The sequence below is a fragment of the Methylobacterium sp. J-026 genome, from assembly GCF_022829585.1.
In the GTDB taxonomy this organism is placed as follows: domain Bacteria; phylum Pseudomonadota; class Alphaproteobacteria; order Rhizobiales; family Beijerinckiaceae; genus Methylobacterium.
This window is the reverse complement of sequence record NZ_JAKSYC010000012.1, coordinates 1-4,776: the sequence shown is the minus strand read 5'-3', so window position 1 is coordinate 4,776 and position 4,776 is coordinate 1. Positions and strand designations below refer to the sequence as shown.

The 4,776-nt window shown below is 64.3% G+C and carries 7 protein-coding genes; 2 read left to right on the top strand and 5 right to left on the bottom strand.

From position 1 onward, the window contains the following. The coding region (locus MKK69_RS00260; protein ID WP_243964639.1) for a methyl-accepting chemotaxis protein at nt 1-1,233 on the bottom strand (1,233 nt) is incomplete at its 3' end. A 209-nt stretch (nt 1,234-1,442) separates the two neighbouring features. Beyond that, nucleotides 1,443-1,721, bottom strand: a complete 279-nt coding sequence (locus MKK69_RS00255) for a hypothetical protein (protein ID WP_243964638.1) — start codon at nt 1,719-1,721, stop codon at nt 1,443-1,445. 245 nt (nt 1,722-1,966) lie between these two features. Here MKK69_RS00255 and MKK69_RS00250 point away from each other — a divergent pair, with 245 nt between their 5' ends. After that, nucleotides 1,967-3,040: a hypothetical protein gene (locus MKK69_RS00250; protein ID WP_243964636.1), complete on the top strand. Its 1,074-nt coding sequence runs from the start codon at nt 1,967-1,969 to the stop codon at nt 3,038-3,040. A 31-nt stretch (nt 3,041-3,071) separates the two neighbouring features. Here MKK69_RS00250 and MKK69_RS00245 read toward each other — a convergent pair whose 3' ends face one another. From MKK69_RS00245 to MKK69_RS00235, 3 genes are all read right to left on the bottom strand, one after another. Then, nucleotides 3,072-3,431 carry a hypothetical protein gene (locus tag MKK69_RS00245; protein WP_243964635.1) on the bottom strand — a complete coding sequence of 120 codons (360 nt, stop codon included), beginning with the start codon at nt 3,429-3,431 and terminating at the stop codon, nt 3,072-3,074. Nucleotides 3,432-3,709: 278 nt separating this feature from the next. Further along, complete coding sequence (locus MKK69_RS00240; protein WP_243964634.1) at nt 3,710-3,967, bottom strand: hypothetical protein; 258 nt, start codon at nt 3,965-3,967, stop codon at nt 3,710-3,712. A gap of 199 nt (nt 3,968-4,166) precedes the next feature. Then, the gene (locus tag MKK69_RS00235) at nt 4,167-4,592 is read right to left on the bottom strand and encodes a hypothetical protein (protein WP_243964633.1); all 426 of its coding nucleotides are present in this window, start codon (nt 4,590-4,592) and stop codon (nt 4,167-4,169) included. Here MKK69_RS00235 and MKK69_RS00230 point away from each other — a divergent pair. Beyond that, nucleotides 4,591-4,776, top strand: a 186-nt coding sequence (locus MKK69_RS00230; RefSeq protein ID WP_243964632.1) for a hypothetical protein, incomplete at its 3' end; no start/stop codon positions are given. The genes MKK69_RS00235 and MKK69_RS00230 overlap by 2 nt on opposite strands.

The following is a 4,776-nucleotide window of genomic DNA, read 5'->3' as shown; positions in this document are numbered from 1 at the left end:
CTCGATGGCCGCGTTGAGCGCCAGCAGGTGCGTGCGCTCCGAGATGTCGTTGACCGTCTCGATGATGTCCCCGATCGTCTGGGTCTTCTCCGACAGGCCGACGATGTTGCCTGCCACAGCCTCCGCCTGCTCGCGGATCGCGTCCATCGCCCGGACGGTGTCCGAGACCGCGCGCAAGCCCTGGCGGGAGGTCTGCGCGGTGGCCTGGGCGGTGGCGATCACCTCCGTGGCGCGCTTGGCCGTCTGGGCGCCTGACTGGGTGATCTCGTCAACCGTGGCGGCGGTCTCCTGAACGGCCGCAAATTGCTCCTCCACCGAGGCCGCCTGCTCCTGCGCCGACGCCCGGATCTCCGCCGCCGCCGCGTTCAGGTCGGCAGTGGCAGTGCGGTTGGTGCGTGCGAGGTCTGAGAGCCCCGAGACCATGGAGTTGAGGTTAGTGGCGAGATGACTGACCTCGTCACGCCCACGGGCCTCCAGTCGCCCCGACAAATCGCCTTCGCCTACGCGATCGACGAACGCCATCAGGCTTTTCAATGGCTGTACCACTGCCCGGGCGATCAACCACGTGATCAGGACCGCCAGCAGCACCGAGCCGGCCAGCGTCAGATAGATCGACACGCGCGACCGCTCGTAGATGTCGGCCACCACGTGCTGGCCAGCCATCACGCTCTCGTCGAGAGCGCCGCGAGCCTTCTCGACGCCTGCGACCGTGGCTTCGTACTGCTGCGTGGCGTCCTCATTGCGGTCCTCGACGCCCTGGAAGTCACCTGATGTGGCGGCATTGAGCTGGAGCGCACTGGTATCGCGATAGCGCCGGTAGGTTTCGTTGGCTTGTGCGAGTACGGTAGAGAGTCGCCCCCAACTGGCCGCCCGATCCGCCGAGATCGCCTGCGTGCGGTATGCGTCCGCCTCGCGGATCAGATCATCGAACAGCTGATCCGTATCGGCAGCCGTCCGGCGCCAGATCCCAAAGGTGTCGACATCGCGCACGGGACGGTTCTGTGCCTTCATCAGGCTGGCGATCACCGCGTTCCGTCGGAGGATACCCAGGTTACGCGTCTGGTTCCCGAGGTCGTCGACCTGGCGCATCATCGCGATGTCCCGGCTGATGATCCCATCGGTGGCCTCGCGCACGGCGCTGAGTTGCCCGATCGCGTACAAGCCGAGCGCGACGATCACTACGATGACGGCGCCGAAGCCGAGCAGGATGCGTTGGGCGATGGACAACGACACAGCGACCTCTGGGCATAGACGTCAGGCGGTCACCGAAAGTGCGACCGAGTGAGCGGTATAAATCCCAAGGTGTCTCGCATTCTGCGCTGGGCGCCTACAAGCCGCCCAGTTACCAGCCTGCCGCACGGTCGCGTGAGGGGGAGCAGGAATAGGAGACCGCGAGCATCTGCTTACAGCCTGTCAACGTAAGCGCTTACCGATCAGCAACCTCAATCAGCCTCGCCTATGCCGTAGGTGCGAGCGGCCTTTGCCATGCGAGTGAGCTGAGCAAGATCCAGTTCCATGCCATCGACTTGGAGTCGGTCGCAGAGACCGGCAAGCACCAGACGCAACGCGGCGGTCATCGTTTCCAGCGACTCCCCCAGGGCGCGGATCTGTGCCCCGCGGGGGCCGAGATCCACCCCTTCGGCGAAGGCACCGGCCAGGGCTGCCCTGAGACCCTGAACCTCATCAAACGGAACGATGGAATGGGGTCCCACAGGGCTCATCGTCGCCTCAGGTCAGTTGGGCAGTTGCACGGATAGGGCCGCCTGCAGCTGATGCGGATTTGCCTATCTTGTAAGCACATTTACGACGCCAAGTGCAGATCTGCACAGTTGCCGGCTCTTTATCCAACTCATTCCACCGTATTAACCATCGTGCAACAGAGGTTAATAATTTGTTGGCGCGAAGCTCAGCTTTGTGAGGAAATACGTAGGCGGGCTGGCCGCCCGTCTCACCCTCCGAGGTCAACATGGTTCGGGTCACGGCGCCCAGGCTCTCACTCCGCCTGGGTCTGCGCACTCTCGCGAGCCTCGCTGCGCCGCCGACCCTACTTCTGCTCGCCGGCACAGGCTCCGCCAGCGCGCACGTGAAGTGGTTCTGCGCCTATGATGTCGCCGGCCAACCGCGCGGCCTCGAGCAGGTGCTATGCCCGAACTTCGAGTGGCTGACGGGGCTCGCCCTGGTCTGCCTGATGGCGGGCTGCCTGGCCGAGGGTACTCCGCTCGGCTACGCTCTCCTGAATGCGCTCGACCGTGTCACAACCCGCATCCGCATCGACACCGAGCTGCTGGTTCGCTGCACGCTCGGCTTCTTCCTGGTCTCGCTCTGGGGGCTCGGCGGGATCATCCTGACCCCGGAACTGAAAACCGACGTAGCTTGGATCCCGTGGCTGCAACTCGCCATGGCGGCGTGCCTGATCTGGCGCCGGACCATGCCGCTCACCGGGCTCGGTATCGTCTTCCTGTTCAGCTACGCCACTGCGCAGTATGGCGTTTTCCACCTCGCCGATTATCCGGTTTTCCTGGGCGTGGCCGCCTACCTGATCTGCCAGAGCCTCGGCTTGAAGCCCTTCGGCGTTCGCCCCCTCGACATCGTGCGGTGGGCTGCCGCGATCACGCTGATGTGGGCATCGGTCGAGAAGTGGGCCTACCCGCAGTGGACCGATCCGCTGCTGGCGGCCAAGCCGCAGATGACCATGGGCGCGACCGCCGAGCTGTTCATGCAGGCCGCCGGCGTCATCGAGTTCACCCTGGCCTTCGCGCTGATCTGGACGCCCCTGGTGCGTCGGATGTCGGCGATCATCCTAACGGCGATCTTCGTTTCGGCGGTGTTCGAGTTCGGCAAGGTCGACGCGATCGGCCACTCGGGCATCATCGTCGTACTGCTCGGGATCGCGGCTGATGATGTGCGAACCGCAGTGCGAGTGCGTGACGCCGCTTGGGCGCCGGCATACTTTGGCGGCGCGCTCGCGACCTTCCTGGCACTGTACTACGTCGGCCACGAAGCCCTGTACGAGGGCTTCGGTCGTCTGCCGGTCATCTGAGGCGATCGGAAAAGGGCGGGTATCGAACCATTTACTGCACGTGGAGGGTGAGCTTCATCTTCGGATGGATGCCGCACTGGATCACGAAATCACCGGGCTCCTTGAGCGTCAGCGTGGCCTGCTTGCCGGGCTCCTCATCGCCCGCGTCGAACGAGAACCGATCGGCCTCGATGAAGGCGTGATGCACGGCATTCTCGTCGCCGTTGACCAGGGTTATGGTGTCACCTCGGTGCAGGAACAGGTCGGTCGGATCGTAGTGCCGGCCCTTCTGCAGCACGATCCGGACGACGCTGGACAGGCTGGCCTGGGCCGGTCCAAGCGCTAGCAGCCCTGCGACTAGCGCAAAGGCGCTGCAGCGGAAAAAATGACTGCGGAGATTGTAAATCGACACGGATACAACCTGGGTAAGAAATCTGATAAGAGTAGTATTTAAAGCCGACGATCTGCGAACGACTTAACTCAGGTCTCTATAGGGTCCTAAATCTGAAGTTGCTTTGCCGGTGATTTGCGGGTTCAGTGGCATTTGCCTTGTCAATGTACCAAATTTGAAACCATAGCGATCACGGGAGGCTCGGTCCTCGATCCAGCGGTGGTGTTCTGCCGCCTCAGCCATGCAGGATCCCGCATGGGTTGCGATCCCGGAACCGGCAGTCACGCGAACGGCGCATCTCAATCCAGGGCCTGCGGGTGTCGCTTCGGCATGCCGGCGTAGGACCGCGGTATTCTGGGGCAGCCGTCATGCACCCGCTGGTGCGTCATGGCGATGGTGCCCTGCGCCGAGTAACTCCCCTGCGTGCGAACCTGCCCATGGCAGACTGGGCAGCGTTTCTCGGCTGAGCGGTGGCGGGCGTGCGCCTCGGCCAGCGGCACGAGTTGCCACGCGCCGTCGATCCGCACCTCGCAGCTGTTCTTGTCGAGAGTCGCCATGGCGGACGGGTGCCACGGGAAGGCGGTACCTGTCAGCCCAGATGTGCGCGCGGTGACAGTTGGCGGCGGCGCGATTGCCGGCCGGGCGCGGCGCATGCATCCTGTTGCAAATGCCCGACCATCGCGGCCAGACCTACGATCCGTAGGAGGAGCCGGCGCCCTGGAGCTGCTGGTTCAGCCTCGTCGAGCGCCCCATGCTTCAAGCGTAAGGACCGCCGAACAAATCGCCGAGCGCCTTCCGCCGGAACAGGGTGCGCCAACGCCGCCGCTGATGCTCCGGCCGATCGTGGATCATGTGGCAGCGCTGGCAGAAGGCCGAGAGGTTGGCGTCCGCATTGTTCGAGGTGTCGTGGTCCCGATGGGCTGCAGCCAACACCACCCAAGTCCGGCGAGCGAGTCCAAGGATGTCAGCCTCCGCAGCTATCCGGATCCGTCTGCCCCAGCCGTCGCGCCAGCGGCTAGCGTCCGCGTCCCACCAGCGCCCGTCGCCCAGATGATAGACCATGCGACCGTGTGGCCGGCCGCAGCTCTCGCAGCGGCCCTGCGCCCGGCCGAAGCGGATCGCCATCGGTAGCTCGCGCCAGTCGATCGGATAGAAAAAGCGGTGCTCGGGCCGGATCGGCATGATGGGGCTGAACACCCGATGGCGGGCCTATTCTGTGGCAGGCTGGCGGATCGCTTCTGTATCATCTCGGCAACAGCCGCGGGCCAAAGTCACGGGGTGCTGCAACCAAACCACCGCCGAGATGTTGCGCCGCCTGGCCGTGTACATCGCAATGTATTTCGACCGTACAACGCATGTTCATGGA

What these genes read in the sequence shown, in the direction of transcription:
- MKK69_RS00255 (WP_243964638.1), bottom strand. Translation starts at nt 1,721, where the DNA reads ATGAGCCCTGTGGGACCCCATTCCATCGTTCCGTTTGATGAGGTTCAG.
- MKK69_RS00250 (WP_243964636.1), top strand. Translation starts at nt 1,967, where the DNA reads ATGGTTCGGGTCACGGCGCCCAGGCTCTCACTCCGCCTGGGTCTGCGC.
- MKK69_RS00240 (WP_243964634.1), bottom strand. Translation starts at nt 3,967, where the DNA reads ATGGCGACTCTCGACAAGAACAGCTGCGAGGTGCGGATCGACGGCGCG.
- MKK69_RS00235 (WP_243964633.1), bottom strand. Translation starts at nt 4,592, where the DNA reads ATGCCGATCCGGCCCGAGCACCGCTTTTTCTATCCGATCGACTGGCGC.